This is a genomic window from Burkholderia sp. Bp8994, from assembly GCF_003853805.1.
Classification (GTDB): domain Bacteria; phylum Pseudomonadota; class Gammaproteobacteria; order Burkholderiales; family Burkholderiaceae; genus Burkholderia.
Window position 1 is genome coordinate 227,814 of the sequence record NZ_QTQH01000006.1, and the last position, 18,021, is coordinate 245,834.

Below are 18,021 nucleotides of genomic sequence, written 5' to 3' on the forward strand. Positions count from 1 at the left end.
TGGAAGCGGGTGGTCGTCACGTACTGCGTGGGCGCGGCACGGCGAGCGGGCAGGCCCGCGCACGCCGCGCCCGGCCCGCGGAAGCCGGACGTTCAACGCACGATTATCGCGGTTTTTGCCGGCGCTCAGCGCGTTTTTGCGCCGCGCACCGTCCGGCGCGCCGTCGTCGAAGGCAGTTCGCCGAACTGGGCCCTGTACGCGTTCGCGAAATGCCCGAGGTGGATGAAGCCCCAGCGCGCGGCCGCTTCGCTGATCGGCAGGTCCGACTGCCGCGTGTCGAGCAGCAGGCGTCGCACCTGCGCGAGGCGCAGCGAGCGCGTGTAGTTCAGCGGACCGGTCTGCACGACCGACTGGAAGCTGTTCTGCATCGTGCGCCGGCTCACGCGCAGCTGCGTGCACAGGCTCAGGATGTCGACGGGCGCTTCCGGGTGCCCGATCACGTAGTCGTGCACGCGCCGCACGATGTCGGCGTGGCACGCATGCGTGAGGCGGTTCGACGGCTCGGGCATCCGGTAGGTCAGGAGATCGACGAGCACGTTGGCGACCTCGCCGCGCAACTCGGACTGCGCACGCGCCGCATCGAACGTGGCGGGTGCCGACAGCACGCGTTCGAGCAGTGTCGCGAACTGCAGGCTCGCGCGTTCGCGTGCGGCGACCGGCACGTCGACGACGCCGCGCCGCAGCGCGCGCTCGTCGACCCGGACGTCGGCGGCATCCTCGATCTGCTGCATCAGCTCGGCGTCGACGACCACGCCGATCAGCGACATGTCGTCGGGTGAATGCAGTTCGAACGGCGAGCCGCCGCGCGCCATCACGATCGTGCCGCGCTCGATGCGCGCATCGCCGAAGGCGAAGGTACCCGAGCCGGTGAGCGGCATTCCGAATACCGTATGGCCAGCCGGCAGGCGCCCGCGCTGGATGACGCGCACGTTCGCCGCTTCCTGGAACAACTGCACGCCGTCGAGCTCCACGTGCTTGACCGTGCTGCGATACGAGCCGCAGCCGATCTGGTCGTAACGCTGATCCCAGCCGCGCAGCGCCTCGGCATGCCGGTCTGCGTCGTCGAACATCTGGTGAAACACGAGCACGGCGCCTCCGGCGGTCGTTCGGACCGCGCAAGATTAAACCGACCGGGCGGTCGGTGCAATACGGATGAGCGCTATTCCGGCAGGGGTTCTGGCGGGGTCGGATGGGGTGCGCCGCAGGTGGCTTTCAGGCGGTTTTCCAATATCCCGAATCGGCACGCACGCGTTGCCGGTCCGGGTGCTGAACCGATTTATTGTCGAACTACAGTCGCCCCACATTACCTGAATCCCAACTGGAGGCGACATGAGAACAAGGCGACGCACCGCGGCTTTCGCGGCGACGCTGGCGTTCGCGGCGGCGTGGGCCGGCAGCGCGGACGCGACGGAAAAGCCCGAGGAACTGGTCGTGCAGAAGATGCCGCCGTGGCATCCGCACGCGGTGTACGTCGTGGACATCGCGATGCCGACGATGACCGACGGGCGCATCTTCGTGTACGACGCCGACGCGAAGAAGCTGCTCGGCCAGATCGACGGCGGCTTCGCGCCCGGCCTCGCGATTTCGCCCGACCACAAGACGAGCTTCATTGCGACGACCTATTTCTCGCGCGGCTCGCACGGCACGCGCACCGACGTCGTCGAGATGACCGACAACACGACGCTCGATCACACCGGAGAGATCGTGATTCCGGCGAAGCACGGGCAGCACGTGCCGTCGCCGTACAACACCGCGTTCAGCGCGGACGGCAAGCGGCTGTACGTCGCGAACATCACGCCGGCCGCGTCGGTGACGGTGATCGACGCGGTGTCGAAGCAGGTGCTGTCCGAGATCGACACCGCGGCATGCGTGCTTGCGTATCCGTCGGGGAACGACCGCTTCACCGCGCTGTGCGAAAGCGGCAAGGCGCTCACGGTCACGCTCGACGCGAACGGCAAGGAGGTGAAGCGCACGATGTCCGATGCATTCATCGACGTCGACAACGATCCGGCTTTCATCAACGCGTCGCGCTACCAGGGCGGCTACCTGTTCACGACGTATCACGGCAACGTGCGCAGCGCCGATTTCGGCGGCGCCAGGCCCGCGTTCGGCAAGTCGTGGTCGCTGCTGACCGACGCCGAGCGCGCCGAAGGCTGGCGCCCGGGCGGCATGCAGCAGACGGCCGTGCAGGTCACGCAGAACCGCTACTACGTGCTGATGCACAAGGGTGGTGACGGCACGCACAAGGATCCCGGCACGCAGGTGTGGATCTACGACCTGAAGACGAAACAGCGCGTCGCGCGCTGGGATCTCGCGCAGCAGAAGGTCGATCCGCTCGTGTCGATCCAGGTCAGCGAGGACGACAAGCCGCTGTTCTACGGGCTGACGGGCACGTCCGATCTCGTCGTGATGGACGCGCACAGCGGCAAGCTGCAGCACGTCGAGAAGCAGATCGGCAGTACGCCGACGCTGCTCGTGAACCCGTGAGGTCGCGATGACGCTCGATCCCGTACTCGCCACCAGCGCGCAGGCCGGCGCGGCCGTCGTCGTGTTGCTCGGCGCCTTCGCGAAGATGCGCCGGCCGGCCGCGTTCCGCCAGGCGCTCGCCGGCTATCGCCTGCTGCCCGATGCGCTCACCGCGCCCGCCGCGTTCGCGATTCCGCTCGCCGAAGCCGTCTGCGCCTCGGCGTTGCTGTTTCCCGATACACGCATGACCGGCGCGCTCGGCCTGATCGCATTGCTGCTCGTGTTCGCGGCCGGCATGACGATCAACATCCTGCGCGGCCACACCGACATCGACTGCGGCTGTTCCGGTATTGCCGCGGCCGCGCGCACGGATGCGCCGCGCGGCATCGGCTGGCTGCATGTCGCGCGCGTGCTGCTGCTCGTCGTGCTGGCCGCAACCGCGCTCGTCGAGCCGGGCAGCCGCGCGGTCGTGTGGTTCGACTACCTGACGCTGTTCTCTTCCGTGCTGCTGATCGTCTGCGCGCTGCTCACCGTCGACGTGCTGCTCGCCAACGTACCGCGCCTTTCCCACCTGAGGAATTCATGATGCAAACCGCTCTCACCGTTTCCACCGCCTTGCTGTGGGTCGCCGTGCTCGCGCTCGGCGCGATCTGCCTCGCGCTCGTGCGCCAGATCGGCATCCTGTACGAACGCATCATGCCGGCCGGCGCACTGATGATCGACAAGGGGCCGGCGGTCGGCGCGATCGCGCCCGCCTTCGAGCTGACCGACATTCGCGGCTCGCAGGTGAAGGTCGGCGGCATCGACGCAGCGGGCAAGGCGACGCTGCTGTTCTTCCTGTCGCCGACGTGCCCGGTCTGCAAGAAGCTGCTGCCGCTGTTGCCGTCGCTGCAGGCGAGCGAGTCGACGCCGGTGAACATCGTGCTCGCGAGCGACGGCGATCCCGACGAACACGCGCGCTTCGCGCAGAAGCACGACCTCGCGCGCTTCCCGTACGTGCTGTCGCAGGAGCTCGGCCTTGCGTACCAGATCGGCAAGCTGCCGTACGCGGTGCTGCTCGACGACGCCGGCACCGTGCGCGCGAAGGGGCTCGTCAATACGCGCGAGCATCTCGAGAGCCTGTTCGAAGCGAAAGAGCGTGGCGTCGCATCGCTGCAGCAGTTCGTGCACGGCGATCACGACCACGACGGCCATCAAGAGCACGCGCAGCACGCGTGATCGGCCGACCTTCCTTCAACGTCAACGGAGAACAACGGAATGGGCCTGTTTGATTCATGGTTCGAACGGTCGGCGCGTGGCGTCGCGCAGCATAGTTCGCGGCGCAGCGCGATGGCGAAGCTCGGCAAGGTGCTGGTGGGATCGGCGATGCTGCCGCTGTTGCCCGTCGATCGAACCGCGTATGCGGCCGACGCGGCCTCGGGTGCATCGGCGGCGTCCGGTGCCGCCGCATCGGGCGCGAGCGACGATCCGATGAGCTGCGACTACTGGAAATACTGCGCGATCGACGGCTGGCTGTGCAGCTGCTGCGGTGGTACGTCGAGCAGCTGCCCGCCGGGCACCACACCGTCGCCGATCACGTGGATCGGCACCTGCCGCAATCCGCACGACGGTTCGGACTACATCGTGTCGTACAACGACTGCTGCGGCAAGACGTCTTGCGGCAAGTGCTTCTGCAACCGCAACGAGCGCGAGAAGCCGCTGTACAAGCTGTCGCTGAACAACGACATCAACTGGTGCATGGCGAACGGTAATTCGAATTACCACTGTTCGGTTTCGGTCCTGCTGGGAGCGGCAAAGCAATGAAAGTGAAGCAAGCTGGAAAGATCGTGGCCGCGTGCGTGGCGGCTGCCGCCGGGTTTCTGATGCTGCCGGACGAGGCCGGTGCGCAGCAGGCCGTTCATTACCCGGCGGGCAAGAGCCTGTTCGACGCGCAGTGCGCGGTGTGCCACCAGGCGGGCGGCAAGGGGCAGGACGGCCTCGCGCCGCCGCTGACCGAGTATCCGGGCAAGTACGCGACGGCCGACGCGGGCCGCGCGCAACTCGTCGCGACGCTGTTGCACGGGATGTTCGGCGAGATCGAGGTGCACGAAAAGCGTTACAACTTCAAGATGCCGTCGTTCGCGAGCGCGAGCGATGACGACATCGCGAACGTGCTCAACTACGTCGTGTTCGATCTCAACGACCGGCACGGCGACGCGAAGCCGTTCACGGCAGCCGACATTCGCGCGGCGCGGGCGAAGGAGATGGACGGCACGGCCGTTCACGCGCAGCGTGCGATCGTGACGAAGGGGCTGGGGCTGTGAATGCGGCCGGCATTCGGCGTCGCGGCGGGCGTACGGCGGCGTTGCGGATCGGCTCGTTCGTGACACGCCGTCTGTCTTCGGCGCTGGTGATTGCTGTCGCGACATGTGCGATTGCAGCTCCCGCGCATGCCGACGGCGCGGCCGACGCCACGCTCGCGCGGCAGCACTGGGTCCTCAACTGCATGGGCTGCCACACGGCGACGGGCGGCGGCATTCCGGGCAAGGTGCCGCCGCTCGCGAACTCGCTCGGCTATTTCACGCATCTGCCGGCCGGGCGCGAATATGTGATGCGCGTGCCCGGCGCGTCGAACTCGGCGCTGTCGGACCAGGATCTCGCCGACGTACTGAACTGGGTGCTCACGACGATGAATCGCGATGCGCTGCCGCGCGATTTCAAGCCTTATACGGCTGACGAAATCGCCGCGCGTCGACGGCCCGCGTTTTCCGATGTCGCGACGGTGCGTGCGAGGCTCGTGCGCGAATTGCACGAGCGCGGGATCGACGGTGTGTCCGAGCGCTATTGATTGGCGACGACGGGGCGACGCAGCATGTCGCGGCGCTTCGGTCGCGAACACCGGATTGGCAGCGCGCGGGTTCCGCGCTACGCTCGTCGTCATTGGCCGGCGCAGGCGCCAGGCGGATCGAACGGAGGTTCAAATGGCAATCGAATACTTCGCAGAAAGCAACCCCGTCACGCGAAACCTGCCTCGATCGTTGGCGACCAAAGCCGGCGATCTGGTATTCGTATCCGGTCAGGTGGCGAGAAACGAAGACGGCAGCATCGTTGCCGGCGGGATCGAAGCGCAGACACGTCAGACGTTGAAGAACGTCGCACACGTACTCGCGCTGGCAGGATGCACGCTCGGCGACGTCGTGAAAACCACCGTCTGGCTCGAAGACGCGCGCGACTTCGCCGAATTCAATCGCGTCTATGCGGAGTTCTTCCCCGAGAACAAGCCGTCACGCTCGACGTTGCAGGCGACGAACATGGTCGGCACCAGGATCGAGATCGAGGCGATCGCGTGCAAGCCCTGAGTGCCATCGCGCCACGTCGATGCGGCCGCGTGCCGCTTCAGTGCGGCGGCGACAGCCGTTTGAAGCGGCTCCACAGCTGCTTCAACGTCTGATGATCGGCCGCGGCGCGCGCGGCCAGAAAGCCGCGAGCAAAGCCCGCACCCGGCGCGGCGTCGGGTGACGTGCGAGGCAGCGCTTTCAGAAACTGCTCGGCGACCACGGCATCGTTACGCCAGCCCAGATCATCCTGAAGTTCGGACAGCGCGTCGACGTACGAGCGGACGGCTTGCTTGCGGCACAGCGACGCGAAAAATTCGGTGGCGTACCGGACTTTCTTCGCCGCGATGCGCGCACGGTGACGCCGGTGATCGTCGAGATCGGCCAGCCTCTTGCCGCGTTTGATCAGTTTCCGGTGCCGGCGACGCAGAACTTCGTGAGCAAACGGACTCGCCGGCTGCATGATGGCATCGCGCCGTTCGTCAGGCATCCCGTCCCGCCAGCCCTTTCGGTTCACCCATGACGCGAGCTGTAACGCGAGCCGCGTGTAGCGAACCGATCCGACTGCGGAAGCCGCGCGCTGGCGATTGAGGGCGGCAATGCGCTTGCAGGCGTTCCGCACTGGACGGATCTCGTCCGGATTGCCGTTCGTGCCGGCATGGTCGAGCGTCGCTCCGGCAAGTACTTCCCAGTCGCGCGCGGCGCCGAGCTCGCCGGCGATCCAGCGCAGTTCGTCGTCAAGGCCGGGATACGCGGGAATCACTTTCGCGAACAGGTCGAGCGCCGAACGCAGGCGACGCAGCCCCACCCGCATCTGATGCACGCTCGACGGATCATGGCCGGACTCGACACCGCGTTCGTTGGCGCGGATCTGGTCCAGGCAGTTGCGCACGATCCGGCAGAACGCGTCTTCGATCGAATCGCGCTTCTTCAACTGCACCGGTCGCGCCTTGACGGCCGGCTGGTGCTCGGCGACGAGCAGCCCGTACCCGAGATCGGCCTTGCTCTCGTGATCGATGCGCAATGGCGCGATGTCGAGCAATTCCAGTGCGATGCCGTACAGGTTTTCGGGGCGGCCGCGTTTCAGTTCCAGTTCGATCGCGGCGATCGGGACCGACTTCGAATCCGCGTCGACCGTCCCCTTGTCGAGCGCGACCTCGACTTCGTCGCCGGAAGGCAGGCGCAGCGGTAGAACCCGCCGCTTGATCCGCGTGACGAACACGGGCTGAAGATCCGGTGCCGTGGCCTGGTCGCGAACCAGGCGGCCACACTCGGTGTCATCGGGGAGCGTGTCCCGCAGCCGTGTCAGATCGGGGACGTCGCCGTCGACGGGCGTCTCGAATTCGTCCCGCTCGAACAGGCCGGCCCGGGCCGATCCTTCCAGTTTCAACGTCTGGACTCTGTGGTTGCCGGCCGCACGCACCCGCAGGGAAGCCGCGCACCGGTGAAATGCGAGCGTGGCAGTGTCGAAGTACGTGCTCGTCAGCTGTTGAGTCGCACCGGCGCCGTTGGACGGCGCAAGCAACGGCGCGTGGCGCAACTTGTCGAGGTTCTTTGCGGAAACCCGCAGCTTCAGCTCTCGTTCCATACCGCCTCCGATATGTTGCCGACCATCAGTTCCCCGCCGATCCCCGGGAGTCTTCCCAGTCGTGCCACTCGATTCGATGCATGTCCACATAACGGCTTACCGCTGCGCCGATCGTCGGAAAGAAGTTGTCGTCGCCGAACATGCTGTACATGCCGTAATGTTTGAGGCTGTCCTTGACGGGGCCTTTCAGCTCCGCGAAGACCAGCTTGACCTGCCGCGCGGCAAGTTCAAGATGCAGCCGTTCGAGGACATCGGCAGCCGTGAGGTCGATGTCGGTCACGGGCTCCGCCGCGATGACGATCCAGCGTGCCGGCTCCGGCGATTCATCGACCGCGCGCAACACCCGTTCCCGAAAGATTTCGCCATTCGCGAAAAAGAGCGGCGCATCCCAGCGCAGCAGCACGAGCCCGGGCACGCGCCGCGCGTCCGGATGGCGCGACACGTCGTGATAGCCCTTCGTGCCGTCGACCCGCCCGAGCACGGCATCGTAAGGCCGCCACGCGCGCCATAGAAACGACAGCACGGTGAGCAGCAGTGCCAGCGCAATGCCGTTCACGACCCCGACGGCTGCAACGCCGACGAAGCACGCCACCGCCTGCACGAACTCGCTTTTGCGGAGCCGATAAAGCCGCACGACGCCGCGCACCTCGATCATGTTCACGCATGCCGCGATCACGACGGCGGCCAGCGCGGATTGTGGCGTGTGCGCAAGCGCGCGCGGCGCGAACAGCAGCAGTGCGGCAACGACCGCGGCAGCCACCACGCCCGTCGCCTGCGTCTTCGCGCCCGCCGCTTCCGCGACGGGCGTGCGTGAGCCGCTCGCGCTCACCGCGAACCCTTGCATCAGGCCGGCGGCGAGGTTCGACAGCCCGAGCGCGATGCATTCGTGATTCCGGTCCACGCTGGTGTCGTTGCGCAGTTCGTAGGTGCGGGACAGCACGCTGATATCCGTGAACGAAACGAGCGCGATCGCCGCTGCGCTGCCCGCGAGATGCAGCCAGTCGTCGAAGCTCACGTCGGGGATGCGCGGCACCGGCAGGCCTTGCGGGACCGCACCGACGGTTGCAACGCCGGCGCGCGTCGACAGATCGAACCACATCACCACCGCCGTCGCGCCCGCCACGGCGAGCAGCACACCCGGCATCCTGGGCCAGAGCCGTTTGCACGCGAGTATCAGCGCGAGCGCGGCGACACCGAGTGCGAACGACGTTGCGTTCACCTTCGATGCCGCGATGCCGGCGACCACGTCGCGCACCTGCTCGATGAACGATTCGCCGTTGCCCTTGTAGCCGAGGAGCTTGGGCAATTGTCCGATGCTGATCGTCAGCATGATGCCGTTCAGAAAACCGTACCGGATGGGTAGCGACAGCAGCTCGGTGACGAATCCGAGCCTGAGCACCCCGACCGCGATGCAGATCGCGCCCGCGAGTATCGCGAGCGCGCCGGCAAGGGCCAGCGCATGCGCGGCATCGCCGTGAGCAAGCGGCGTGATGCTTGCGGCAATCAGCGCAACCAGCGCGGAGTCGGGGCCGAGCACGAGGATGCGGCTGGGGCCGAAGAGCGCGTACGCGAGCATCGCGGCAAGCGACGCATAGAGCCCGTTGACGGCGGGCAGGCCCGCTGCGTTCGCGTACGCCATGCCGGCGGGCACGAGCACGGCACTGAGCGTGACGCCGGCAAGCAGATCGTGCGGCAGCCAATGCAATCGATACGTGCGCGCCGCGGCGAGTCCGTTGATCCACCGCAGCAGGCCGGCATCGGGCTTGCGGGGCGGGCGGGCCGTGTGCTGGTGGGCACGGCTTTTGATGTTCATCGCAGGACGTCAGGGAACCCGGGCGGAATCGTTCGTTACGTCCGCCGGTATCGTTAAAGATTATGTTCCCGTGCCCTCGGAGCGCAAGCCCGGTTTCACGATGTTGCGTTTCGACGCGTCGGCCTGACGGTCCGGCTACTTCGCCGAATGCCGGTCCGATCCCGGCTGGCGATGGCCGAAGTGATCGGCGGTGCGATTGAATCGCCCGGCGGGAGCGGAGTCGTCCCCCGTTGTCCGCTACTTGGTCGCGCGATCGCTCGCCTCGCCGAACGAAGCCCGAACTTCGTTCGCCGTCCGGGCGGGCGCCTGCAGATGCGGAAAGTGGCCCAGTTCCGGAAGAATCGAAATGTTCACCCCGTTTCGGTCCGCGTACTCGATGCCCATTTCCTTCTTGATATAGATGTCCTTCCCGCCCCACACAACCTTAACGGGGACTTTCAGCTTTGCCATATTGGCTTCGAAGTAGTCCTGATCCCGGGTGAAGCATGCGTAGTAGTGGAAAAAGGCGTCGGCCGCGGTCAAGTCACCGTCCCATCCCTTCGCCACGTCGTCCATGAATTCCTCGGGCAACGTGTAGCGCTCGTCATCCTCCATGCCCCGGAAGAACGTGTTTGCGAGGATTTCGTCGCGATTCCTGTTCATGGCGGCGCGCACGATATCCGATGAAGGCTTCGACTTCAGGCCTTGCAGGCTTTCGTACATATATTGCGGCCGGTTGAACGGGGCAAAGTCGCCAACGATGATTTCCCGCGCGATATCCGGTTGTTCCAACGCTGCCAGCAGCGCCGGAAGCGCACCGATATCCGTCGCATAAATCAACAGTCTCGAACCATCGATGCCCGACGTACGGATGTAGTCTCGCAGCACACGGGCATAGTCGCTCGGCGCGTACGAAAAGCGATCGGCGCGCGGACGCGACGATTGCCCGTAGCCTGGCCAGTCGAACGCATGCACCTCGTAGTCGGAGGACAGTGATTCGGCAATCGGCTTCCACGCATACATCGTCTCGGGGAAGCCGTGCAGGAACAGCACGATGCCCTTCGATCGTGCGGGGCGGTAGACCATGCGGCGCAGCGTGATGTCGGCATCGACCTGCACGTCGCCGACATCGACCGTGGGTTCCGGCGACGATGGCGCCGGCACGGTCGGGCACGTTGAAGAACCCGCAGCGGCGGCGGGAGAGGCGGGTGTTTTCGTTACGGGTCGAGTCATGATCGAGGATCTCGTTCGGTGCGACATCGCGCGGCACACGGTGCGCTTCGCTGTTTCGAAAGATGGCGGGGTGCAGGGGTTTCTACTGAGCCGCCGGAGGATTCAAGAGCTTGCTCAATGGCTTGAGCGGGCCGATCGGGAGCAGCGTGAACGTCATGAGGTGAGCCTTCCCCAACGGGAGTCGTTCCAGCATTTCATGCGCTTCACCCGTGTCCGTCACGTTCAGGACGAACGCGACCGCGGGCCGGTCCTGCAGGGAATACCACTGATCGATCTTGCCCGCGAGATACAGCTGTGTCGTCTCGCGGACTTCGGTCGGAAGAATGGTCTGGACGTGCTGCATGTCCGTGCCGGGAGGAAACGTACCGATCGCCAGTATCTTCGTGATGGGCGTGGTCGGCAACGCAGCGGAATGTGCCATGGAGACTCCTGCGAAAGCGAGCAGCAAGCAAGCTGCCGTCAAATCAAGAAGAAGGCGTTTCATCCTGCGGCCCCGGGCCCGGTGGCGGGACGGCTGCCGCATTGAGCGCGGCGGCTTCCCGTTCCGATAGATAACACGCGCGAAAGCGCTCGTCCACGCGCTCGCGCATCAATTGCGAGAAGAGTAGTGCGGCATCGAGCGGTCGATGATTGATGACGACGGAATCCGTATCGCCTTGCTCGTTCATATGGGCGACGACCACCGTCTCGATCGGCACGCCATTGATACGTGAACGATAGGATTCCAGATAAAGTTCGTTGCCGATCATGCCTTTGTAAGCATGCTGCTGGAACTCGTAGAGCGAGACCGCGTGCTTGATCACCGAGAGAATGTCGGCTCGCCCGTCGATCGGGCGCTTCAGCACGGTGGCTTCCAGCGTCGCGTTTTCGGCCAGGCGCGCCAGCCACCGCGGTGGACCGTCGGCTGGTGCCATCATCGGGGCCGTGTCGTTGAATTTCATGGCGGTTACTCCTTGCACGCGTTGCGCGTGACACCTGCGTTTGCGGCATCGAGCGCTGCCGCGAGCGCAACGCGTGCCTTTTCTCGGCGCCGTCGCGCAAGGCGCTCGGCGCCCGCGTCGCGCTCCGGTTCGCCCGCGAGCAGCGCGTGGATATCGGGCAGCGTCCAGATCGCGCCGCGCGTTCCCCACGCACCGTCCGGTATCTCGGTCGGAAAGATCCAGACGCGCGGTGCGACATCGTCGAACGGCCGGCCTTCCGCGCGTGCCACGGCTTCCGTGACGCGTCGGACGAGCGAGCGGCGCGATTCGTCGGTGTATTGCCCTTCGGGAACCGAAGGAATGATCCGGTAGCGCACCGTATCGGTACGTTCGCCGCCGATGTAGATCGCGGCCGGCCGGTGCAGATGGAATACGGTCACGCGCTGAACGACCGGGCTCGCGGGATCGTACCCTTCTGCTTCGATGAGGATATCGGTCAGTTCCCTGATGAGGCGGGCTTCAGCATCGGGCGTCAGTGCGTGGTCGGGCCACATCGCATCGATCATCGGCATGGGATGCTCCTGTTTTCGGTTGATCGGATGGCGCCATCGTCGCGGTTTACGCGGGCGCAGGAAAGTGGCAGCATCGCCACTATTCAAGGAAATTCGGACACGCAATGGCGATCATCCGCATCTGGGTCTATGACGGAATCCTGGCGTCCGGCGTCGCGGGCCCGGTCGATGTCTTCAGCGCTGCAAATCAGTTTCATGCGCGCCGGGCGGAACCGGGCGCGTCGTCCGCGCCGTTGTTCGCATGGCGCGTGGAGTCGCTCGACGGGCAACCGGTGAAGGCGGCGTCAGGTCAGATCATTCCGGTCGACGGCAAGATCGACCCGCGCAAACGAGCCGACGCCGTGCTGCTGACGGCGCCTTTCTTTTCGCGGATCGACGAGTTCCTCGGGCATCGCGAGCAGTTGAGCGAACTGACTTCCGCACTGCGGCGTCAACACAAGGCAGGCGCGATGCTCGCCGCGTATTGCACGGCGAATTACCTGCTTGCCGAGGCGGGCCTGCTGGATGGCCGCGTCGCGACGACGCACTGGGCGAGAGCAGCGGATTTCGCGCGCCGCTATCCGCGTGTCGAAGTCCGCGCGAACGAGCTGCTGCTCGCGCAAGACGGGATCATCTCGGGCGGCTCCGTCACGTCCTATCTGAACCTCGCCGTGCATCTCGTCGAAGCCTGCGCCGGCGGAGAACTCGCGACGATGACCGCGAAGGCGCTGTTGATCGACATGAACCGGACGTCGCAGGCCTCCTTTGCCACGCTTCTCGACGAACACGGGCATACCGACACGCTCGTGGCGCGCGCTCAGCAGCGGATGGAAGCGACATTGCAGCAAGGATTCCGGCTCGGCGATCTGGCGGCATCGCTTGCCGTCAGCGAACGTACGCTCAATCGTCGCTTCAAGGAAGCGGTCGGCCTCGCGCCGTTGACGTATCTGCAGAATCTGCGGGTCGAGGTTGCGAAACGTCTGCTGGAAACACGGCCGATCGGGCTCGAGGACGTGAGTCAGCGCGTCGGTTACAGCGATGTCAGTACGTTCCGGCAACTGTTCAAGCGCAAGACGGGGTTGTCGCCGAGCGAATATCAAGTGCAGTTCTCGCGTGCTGCGGCAAAGAGCGTGCAAGCCGAACCACGCGATCGGCGCGATTGAGCGTCGCGACGTCGCGTTGCCGATCGCAATGGAATCGCGCCGCTCCTGGTGCTCCATTTGTATCCCGAAGTATCTGCAACAGACGCGGATACGTACGCATACACATCGCCGACTTTCCGACAAGAACGGGATACGTTCGCCTGCTCCAATGCGCCAGTCGCGAGCGGAGTGCCGCACCGCGCATTGTCCAAGGAGTGTGTCATGAAAGTCGTCAAGGCCGCCGCTGTCCAGTTCAGCCCGGTGCTCTACAGTCGTGAAGCCACCGTCGCCAAGGTCGTGGAGAAGATCCACGACCTTGGCCGGCAAGGTGTGCAATTCGCCACTTTTCCCGAAACGGTCGTCCCCTATTACCCGTATTTCGCGGCCGTTCAGACGGGCATCGAACTGCTGTCCGGTACCGAGCATCTTCGGCTGCTGGAACAGGCCGTCACCGTGCCGTCCGCCGCGACCGATGCGATCGGCGAAGCAGCACGCAAGGCCGGCATGGTCGTGTCCATCGGCGTCAACGAGCGCGACGGCGGCACGCTGTACAACGCGCAATTGCTGTTCGACGCGGACGGGCAACTGATCCAGCGCCGTCGCAAGATCACGCCGACGCACTTCGAGCGCATGGTTTGGGGGCAGGGCGACGGATCGGGGCTGCGGGCGGTCGACAGCGCCGTCGGCCGTATCGGGCAGCTCGCGTGTTTCGAGCACAACAATCCGCTCGCGCGCTACGCGATGATCGCCGACGGCGAGCAGATTCATTCGGCGATGTATCCGGGTTCGGCCTTCGGGGAAGGCTTCGCGCAGCGCATGGAGATCAACATCCGGCAGCATGCGCTCGAGTCCGGCGCGTTCGTCGTCAATGCAACGGCGTGGCTGGATGCCGACCAGCAGGCGCAAATCATGAAGGACACCGGCTGCGCGATCGGCCCGATCTCGGGCGGCTGCTTCACGACGATCGTGTCGCCCGACGGCATGTTGATGGCCGAGCCGCTTCGATCGGGCGAGGGCGAGGTCATCGTCGATCTGGACTTCTCGCTGATCGACCGTCGCAAGATGCTGATGGACGCGGCCGGTCACTATAACCGCTCGGAATTGCTGAGCCTGATGATCGACCGTACGCCGACCGCGCATGTTCACGAACGCGTCGCGCAGCCGGTGGCCGGATATGACGCGGGCGCGGACGATTGGCGTGCCGCGGCTGCGTGATGCGCGGGCTTGCCCGGCCGTTGCCGAACATTCGGCTTGCCGATCGGGGCCGGCAGTCGTCGCATGAACGCGCATTTTCTTGATCGCAACATGTGCATATGCATGTAAGGGTGCGATGAAATCTTTCCTTGAAAGGTGTGTGATATGAAAACGAACGCTGCCGATGATCGGCCGCTCCTGATGTCGGGCGCCGAAAGCGCGCCTGCCGGTGCCGGTCGCAACGTGACGACGTCGTTGTCGCGCCGGCGCTTTGTCGGTATCGCGGCCGCCGCACTGGCGGCCGGCTCGCTGAGCCGCCTGGCGCTCGCGCAGACCAGCCCGGCAATCGGCACCGCGGAACCCGCACGCGGCGACAGATCGGCGATCCGGCCATTCCGGGTGCATGTGCCCGACGCGCAGCTCGCCGACATGCGGCAGCGCATCAACGCGACGCGTTGGCCGGACCGCGAGACCGTGGCCGACGAGTCGCAGGGCATTCAGCTTGCGACCATTCAGGCGCTCGCGCGGTATTGGGCGAGCGACTACGACTGGCGCAAGTGCGAAGCGACGCTGAATGCGTACCCGCAATTCGTGACCGAAATCGATGGCCTCGACATCCACTTCATCCATGTGCGTTCGAAGCACGAGAATGCGATGCCGTTGATCGTGACCCACGGCTGGCCCGGCTCGATCATCGAGCAGTTCAAGATCATCGCGCCGCTCGTCGATCCGACTGCGTACGGCGCGCCGGCGTCGGATGCGTTCCATCTCGTGATTCCGTCGCTGCCCGGCTATGGTTTTTCGGCGCGACCCACGACGACGGGATGGGGGCCGGAGCGCACGGCGCGCGCATGGGTGACGCTGATGAAACGGCTCGGCTACGCGCGCTTTGCTTCGCAGGGCGGGGACCTCGGCGGCATCGTCACGAACATCATGGCGAAACAGGCGCCGCCTGAGTTGATGGGCATTCATGTGAATTTCCCGGCGTCCGTGCCGGCGGAAATTCTGAAGTCGCTGACGGCCGGCGATCCCGCACCTGCCGGCTTGTCGGACGAAGAGCGGCACGCATATGAACAGCTGAGCGCCAATTTCAAGAGGAAGCGCGGTTACGCGATTGAAATGGGTACGCGCCCGCAGACGTTGTACGGACTCGCCGATTCGCCCGTCGCGCTGGCTTCGTGGCTGCTCGACCACGGAGACGGTTACGGCCAGCCGGCGGCAGCGCTGAGCGCGGCCGTGCAGGGTCGCCCGGTCAACGGCCACTCGGCCGGCGCGCTGACACGGGACGACGTGCTCGACGACATCACGCTTTACTGGCTCACGAACACGGGCGTCTCGGCGGCGCGTTTCTACTGGGAATCGCATGCGAACTTCTTCCTAGCGGCCGACGTCGGCGTGCCGGCGGCGGTGAGCGCGTTTCCGGGGGAAAACTACCAGGCGCCGCGGAGCTGGACCGAGAGGGCTTATCACAATCTGATTTACTTCAACAAACCGGCAACAGGCGGGCACTTCGCGGCATGGGAAGAACCGATGATCTTCGCGAATGAAGTGCGTGCCGGGTTGAGACCGTTGCGCGCGTGACGGGCGACGCGCTCCGCCTCGTTTGCGGCGGAGCGCGTCGACAACGGCGCGGTAGCGTGCATCGATGCGGTCTCGCCGGCTTGTCCGAAATTCAACGGAAGATGGCGATATTGCCTCTTTCGCCGGCTGCGCCTGTGTCCGATCATCCGGCCACTTTTCGTTGCGGAATCCAGAACATGACGGCCAATGCCCACCTCGCGACCGACCTGCTGTTTGCCTATGCAATCTATTTCGTCGGTACCGCGAGCCCCGGACCGAGCAATCTCGCCATCATGTCCATCGCGGCGAATCACGGCCGAAAGGCGGCATTGACGTTCTCGCTTGGCGTCCTGTCGAGTTCGATGTTGTGGGCGAGTGTGGCCGTGCTGGGCGTATCGGCTGCGCTGATCGCGTATGCCCCGTTCATCGTCGCGATCAGGATTTTCGGCGGACTGTATCTCTTGTGGCTTGCATTCAAGTCGGCGCGCAATGCGCTCGGACGGGTGCCGCCCGCCGTATCCGAAACGGCGCGAACGCCGACGTTGACCAGCATCTATTGCCGCGGTGCGATGCTTCATCTCATCAATCCGAAGGCGATCCTCGTGTGGGTTTCGATCGTTGCGCTGTCGTCCGGCGGCACCCGGCAGTCACAAGGTGCACTGGTCGTGGGTTGTGCGGCCATTGGGTGCGGCGTGTTCGCCGGTTATGCATGGCTGTTTTCCATGGAGCCGGTTCGAAGGATCTACATGCGAACCCACAAGGCACTGGACGGGTGTCTGGCCGTCGTATTCGGGGTCGCTGGGATCAGGTTGCTGGCATCGCGTCCATAGCGCGGCTACCCGTCGCGCGCACGACACCGGATGTGCCGTGCATGAGACAAGCGCCGAAATTTCCAACGAGCGGACAGCTTTCGTTAGAATCGTTCGTCTATCAGAGAAAAGCAGCGTTGCATCGGCGCAGCGGCATCCGCTCATGAACACCGCTCGCGCTCATCCCATGTCCTTTACCGGAGGCGAACGTGCCAGGATTACTTCCCGATGTCGACCGCGACGGGCTTCTCGAATACTCGGTCGTGTACACCGACCGGTCGATCAATCACATGTCGCAGCGCTTCCAGGGCGTGATGCGCGACATTTCCGCTGCGCTGAAGAAGGTCTACAACGCGAAGGCGGTCGCAATCGTCCCGGGCAGCGGGACGTTCGGCATGGAAGCCGTGGCCCGGCAGTTCGCGACGAACAGGAAGTGCCTCGTCATCCGCAACGGCTGGTTCAGTTTCCGCTGGTCGCAGATTTTCGACATGGGCAGCATTCCGTCCGAGTCGATCGTGCTGAAGGCGCGTCCGGTCGAAGCGGGCAGACAGGCCGCCTTTGCGCCGGCGCCGATCGATGAAGTCGTTGCGGCGATTCGCGAGCACAAGCCGGATCTGGTGTTCGCGCCGCACGTCGAAACCGCGTCGGGGATGATGCTGCCCGATGCGTATCTGCGTGCGGTCGCCGACGCCGTGCATGCGGTCGGCGGCATGTTCGTGCTCGATTGCATCGCGTCCGGCACGATCTGGGTCGACATGGAGGCGAGCGGTGTCGACGTGCTGATCAGCGCACCGCAAAAGGGCTGGAGCGCGTCGCCCGGCTGTGCGCTGGTGATGCTCGGTGCGCTCGCCCGCGAGCGCATCGATGCGACGACGAGCACCAGTTTCGCGTGCGATCTGCGCAAGTGGCTGCAGATCATGGAAGCGTACGAAAACGGCGGGTTCGCGTATCACGCGACGATGCCCACGGACAGCCTCGCGACGCTGCGCGACGTGATCAAGGAAACGGACGCGTACGGCTTCGACAAGGTGAGGGCGGAACAACTGGAGCTCGGCACGCGGATTCGTGCGTTGCTCGCCGAGAAGGGGTTCCGGAGTGTCGCGGCCGAAGGCTTCGAGGCACCGGGCGTCGTCGTCTGTTATACCGATGACGACGATATCCGGTCCGGCAAGAAATTCGCCGATGTCGGCATGCAGATCGCGGCCGGCGTGCCGTTGCAATGCGATGAGCCGGCGGATTTCAAGACTTTCCGGATCGGCTTGTTCGGGCTGGACAAGCTGAATGATGTCGATGCGGCGGTTGCGCGGTTCGCGAGTGCGCTGGAGCGGGTGCTGTAGCGCGTTCTGTAGCGCGTCGCCGATCCAGGCATGAATTGCGGCGCATGACGTGACGAGATCGATCCGATCACGGGTCACCGATGCGCCGCGTTTTCCGAATGCCGCCGCGATTGTC

At 65.1% G+C, this 18,021-nt stretch carries 19 protein-coding genes; 12 read left to right on the forward strand and 7 right to left on the reverse strand.

Going from position 1 to position 18,021, the window contains the following annotated elements:
* Positions 1-125 precede the first annotated feature (125 nt).
* On the reverse strand, positions 126-1,088 hold the full coding sequence (locus DIE04_RS08500) for a helix-turn-helix domain-containing protein (RefSeq protein WP_124521506.1): 963 nt from the start codon (positions 1,086-1,088) through the stop codon (positions 126-128).
* Positions 1,089-1,329: 241 nt separating this feature from the next.
* Between DIE04_RS08500 and DIE04_RS08505 the strand changes: the two genes are divergently transcribed.
* The 7 genes from DIE04_RS08505 (at position 1,330) to DIE04_RS08535 (ending at position 5,804) form a co-directional block, all read left to right on the forward strand.
* Complete coding sequence (locus tag DIE04_RS08505) at positions 1,330-2,487, forward strand: amine dehydrogenase large subunit (protein ID WP_124521508.1); 1,158 nt, start codon at positions 1,330-1,332, stop codon at positions 2,485-2,487.
* A gap of 7 nt (positions 2,488-2,494) precedes the next feature.
* A complete protein-coding gene (locus tag DIE04_RS08510) occupies positions 2,495-3,052 on the forward strand; it encodes a MauE/DoxX family redox-associated membrane protein (RefSeq protein WP_124521510.1) in 558 nt (185 codons plus the stop codon).
* On the forward strand, positions 3,049-3,684 hold the full coding sequence (gene mauD / locus DIE04_RS08515) for a methylamine dehydrogenase accessory protein MauD (protein WP_124521512.1): 636 nt from the start codon (positions 3,049-3,051) through the stop codon (positions 3,682-3,684). Before DIE04_RS08510 ends, mauD begins: the two co-directional genes overlap by 4 nt.
* A gap of 39 nt (positions 3,685-3,723) precedes the next feature.
* The gene (locus DIE04_RS08520) at positions 3,724-4,269 is read left to right on the forward strand and encodes a methylamine dehydrogenase light chain (RefSeq protein ID WP_044847763.1); all 546 of its coding nucleotides are present in this window, start codon (positions 3,724-3,726) and stop codon (positions 4,267-4,269) included.
* Entirely contained in the window at positions 4,266-4,769 is a 504-nt protein-coding gene (locus tag DIE04_RS08525) for a cytochrome c (protein WP_124521514.1), read from the forward strand. Before DIE04_RS08520 ends, DIE04_RS08525 begins: the two co-directional genes overlap by 4 nt.
* 41 nt (positions 4,770-4,810) lie before the next feature.
* Complete coding sequence (locus tag DIE04_RS08530) at positions 4,811-5,293, forward strand: cytochrome c (RefSeq protein WP_185500327.1); 483 nt, start codon at positions 4,811-4,813, stop codon at positions 5,291-5,293.
* A 133-nt stretch (positions 5,294-5,426) separates the two neighbouring features.
* On the forward strand, positions 5,427-5,804 hold the full coding sequence (locus DIE04_RS08535) for a RidA family protein (RefSeq protein WP_044847766.1): 378 nt from the start codon (positions 5,427-5,429) through the stop codon (positions 5,802-5,804).
* Between the two features lie 37 nt (positions 5,805-5,841).
* On the opposite strand, the gene DIE04_RS08540 is transcribed toward DIE04_RS08535, so the two are convergent.
* The 6 genes from DIE04_RS08540 to DIE04_RS08565 form a co-directional block, all read right to left on the reverse strand.
* Complete coding sequence (locus tag DIE04_RS08540; RefSeq protein ID WP_124521517.1) at positions 5,842-7,368, reverse strand: CYTH and CHAD domain-containing protein; 1,527 nt, start codon at positions 7,366-7,368, stop codon at positions 5,842-5,844.
* Positions 7,369-7,393: 25 nt separating this feature from the next.
* Positions 7,394-9,181: a SulP family inorganic anion transporter gene (locus DIE04_RS08545; RefSeq protein WP_124521519.1), complete on the reverse strand. Its 1,788-nt coding sequence runs from the start codon at positions 9,179-9,181 to the stop codon at positions 7,394-7,396.
* Positions 9,182-9,418: 237 nt separating this feature from the next.
* Complete coding sequence (locus DIE04_RS08550; protein ID WP_124521521.1) at positions 9,419-10,393, reverse strand: alpha/beta fold hydrolase; 975 nt, start codon at positions 10,391-10,393, stop codon at positions 9,419-9,421.
* A gap of 82 nt (positions 10,394-10,475) precedes the next feature.
* The gene (locus DIE04_RS08555) at positions 10,476-10,814 is read right to left on the reverse strand and encodes a muconolactone Delta-isomerase family protein (RefSeq protein ID WP_124521523.1); all 339 of its coding nucleotides are present in this window, start codon (positions 10,812-10,814) and stop codon (positions 10,476-10,478) included.
* Positions 10,815-10,857: 43 nt separating this feature from the next.
* Positions 10,858-11,334, reverse strand: coding sequence for a hypothetical protein (locus DIE04_RS08560; RefSeq protein ID WP_124521525.1), 477 nt, complete (start codon positions 11,332-11,334; stop codon positions 10,858-10,860).
* A 5-nt stretch (positions 11,335-11,339) separates the two neighbouring features.
* Positions 11,340-11,885, reverse strand: a complete 546-nt coding sequence (locus DIE04_RS08565; RefSeq protein ID WP_124521806.1) for a tautomerase family protein — start codon at positions 11,883-11,885, stop codon at positions 11,340-11,342.
* Between the two features lie 104 nt (positions 11,886-11,989).
* Here DIE04_RS08565 and DIE04_RS08570 point away from each other — a divergent pair, with 104 nt between their 5' ends.
* From DIE04_RS08570 to DIE04_RS08590, 5 genes are all read left to right on the forward strand, one after another.
* Positions 11,990-13,027 carry a GlxA family transcriptional regulator gene (locus DIE04_RS08570; protein ID WP_044847771.1) on the forward strand — a complete coding sequence of 346 codons (1,038 nt, stop codon included), beginning with the start codon at positions 11,990-11,992 and terminating at the stop codon, positions 13,025-13,027.
* 201 nt (positions 13,028-13,228) lie between these two features.
* Positions 13,229-14,221 (forward strand): carbon-nitrogen hydrolase family protein, encoded by a 993-nt coding sequence (locus DIE04_RS08575; protein ID WP_044847772.1) that lies wholly within the window; start codon positions 13,229-13,231, stop codon positions 14,219-14,221.
* 180 nt (positions 14,222-14,401) lie between these two features.
* Positions 14,402-15,781, forward strand: a complete 1,380-nt coding sequence (locus DIE04_RS08580) for an epoxide hydrolase family protein (protein ID WP_124521562.1) — start codon at positions 14,402-14,404, stop codon at positions 15,779-15,781.
* A 176-nt stretch (positions 15,782-15,957) separates the two neighbouring features.
* Positions 15,958-16,590 (forward strand): LysE family translocator, encoded by a 633-nt coding sequence (locus DIE04_RS08585; protein ID WP_124521529.1) that lies wholly within the window; start codon positions 15,958-15,960, stop codon positions 16,588-16,590.
* 188 nt (positions 16,591-16,778) lie between these two features.
* Positions 16,779-17,906 carry an aminotransferase class V-fold PLP-dependent enzyme gene (locus DIE04_RS08590; RefSeq protein ID WP_124521531.1) on the forward strand — a complete coding sequence of 376 codons (1,128 nt, stop codon included), beginning with the start codon at positions 16,779-16,781 and terminating at the stop codon, positions 17,904-17,906.
* Positions 17,907-18,021: the final 115 nt, after the last annotated feature.

What these genes read in the sequence shown, in the direction of transcription:
- DIE04_RS08575 (WP_044847772.1), top strand. Translation starts at nt 13,229, where the DNA reads ATGAAAGTCGTCAAGGCCGCCGCTGTCCAGTTCAGCCCGGTGCTCTAC.
- DIE04_RS08510 (WP_124521510.1), top strand. Translation starts at nt 2,495, where the DNA reads ATGACGCTCGATCCCGTACTCGCCACCAGCGCGCAGGCCGGCGCGGCC.
- DIE04_RS08555 (WP_124521523.1), bottom strand. Translation starts at nt 10,814, where the DNA reads ATGGCACATTCCGCTGCGTTGCCGACCACGCCCATCACGAAGATACTG.
- DIE04_RS08580 (WP_124521562.1), top strand. Translation starts at nt 14,402, where the DNA reads ATGTCGGGCGCCGAAAGCGCGCCTGCCGGTGCCGGTCGCAACGTGACG.
- DIE04_RS08585 (WP_124521529.1), top strand. Translation starts at nt 15,958, where the DNA reads ATGACGGCCAATGCCCACCTCGCGACCGACCTGCTGTTTGCCTATGCA.
- DIE04_RS08570 (WP_044847771.1), top strand. Translation starts at nt 11,990, where the DNA reads ATGGCGATCATCCGCATCTGGGTCTATGACGGAATCCTGGCGTCCGGC.
- DIE04_RS08505 (WP_124521508.1), top strand. Translation starts at nt 1,330, where the DNA reads ATGAGAACAAGGCGACGCACCGCGGCTTTCGCGGCGACGCTGGCGTTC.
- DIE04_RS08520 (WP_044847763.1), top strand. Translation starts at nt 3,724, where the DNA reads ATGGGCCTGTTTGATTCATGGTTCGAACGGTCGGCGCGTGGCGTCGCG.
- DIE04_RS08525 (WP_124521514.1), top strand. Translation starts at nt 4,266, where the DNA reads ATGAAAGTGAAGCAAGCTGGAAAGATCGTGGCCGCGTGCGTGGCGGCT.
- DIE04_RS08565 (WP_124521806.1), bottom strand. Translation starts at nt 11,885, where the DNA reads ATGCCGATGATCGATGCGATGTGGCCCGACCACGCACTGACGCCCGAT.
- mauD (WP_124521512.1), top strand. Translation starts at nt 3,049, where the DNA reads ATGATGCAAACCGCTCTCACCGTTTCCACCGCCTTGCTGTGGGTCGCC.
- DIE04_RS08545 (WP_124521519.1), bottom strand. Translation starts at nt 9,181, where the DNA reads ATGAACATCAAAAGCCGTGCCCACCAGCACACGGCCCGCCCGCCCCGC.
- DIE04_RS08560 (WP_124521525.1), bottom strand. Translation starts at nt 11,334, where the DNA reads ATGAAATTCAACGACACGGCCCCGATGATGGCACCAGCCGACGGTCCA.
- DIE04_RS08540 (WP_124521517.1), bottom strand. Translation starts at nt 7,368, where the DNA reads ATGGAACGAGAGCTGAAGCTGCGGGTTTCCGCAAAGAACCTCGACAAG.
- DIE04_RS08535 (WP_044847766.1), top strand. Translation starts at nt 5,427, where the DNA reads ATGGCAATCGAATACTTCGCAGAAAGCAACCCCGTCACGCGAAACCTG.
- DIE04_RS08550 (WP_124521521.1), bottom strand. Translation starts at nt 10,393, where the DNA reads ATGACTCGACCCGTAACGAAAACACCCGCCTCTCCCGCCGCCGCTGCG.